Here is a 251-nt window from a genome sequence, read left to right as displayed (position 1 = left end):
GCCGGCCAGGTTGGCCTGCGAGGACAGCACGTCCATCACCTGGGCGCGGGTGATGCGCGGCATCAGCTCCATCGCGAACGCCGACACCCCGGCATCGGCCATCGCCTTCAGCGCCGCCTCGTTGCCGTAGGGATCCATGATCGCGATCACCAGCGCGCCGCGCTTGTACTGCGACAGCTCGGAGGCTTCCGGCCGCTTCACCTTGATGATGATGTCGGCGTCCTTCAGCGCATCGGCGCTGACGGTGGCGC

The 251-nt window shown here is 68.1% G+C and carries 1 pseudogene; it reads right to left on the bottom strand.

The annotated features are described in order from the left end of the window. Nucleotides 1-251, bottom strand: a pseudogene (locus AC1RQI_RS17380) (Re/Si-specific NAD(P)(+) transhydrogenase subunit alpha); the annotation flags it as partial.

The sequence above is a fragment of the Salicola sp. AFF1 genome (genome assembly GCF_056783195.1).
Note: the sequence above shows the minus strand (reverse complement) of the source record. Positions and strands in the feature narration are given on the sequence as shown.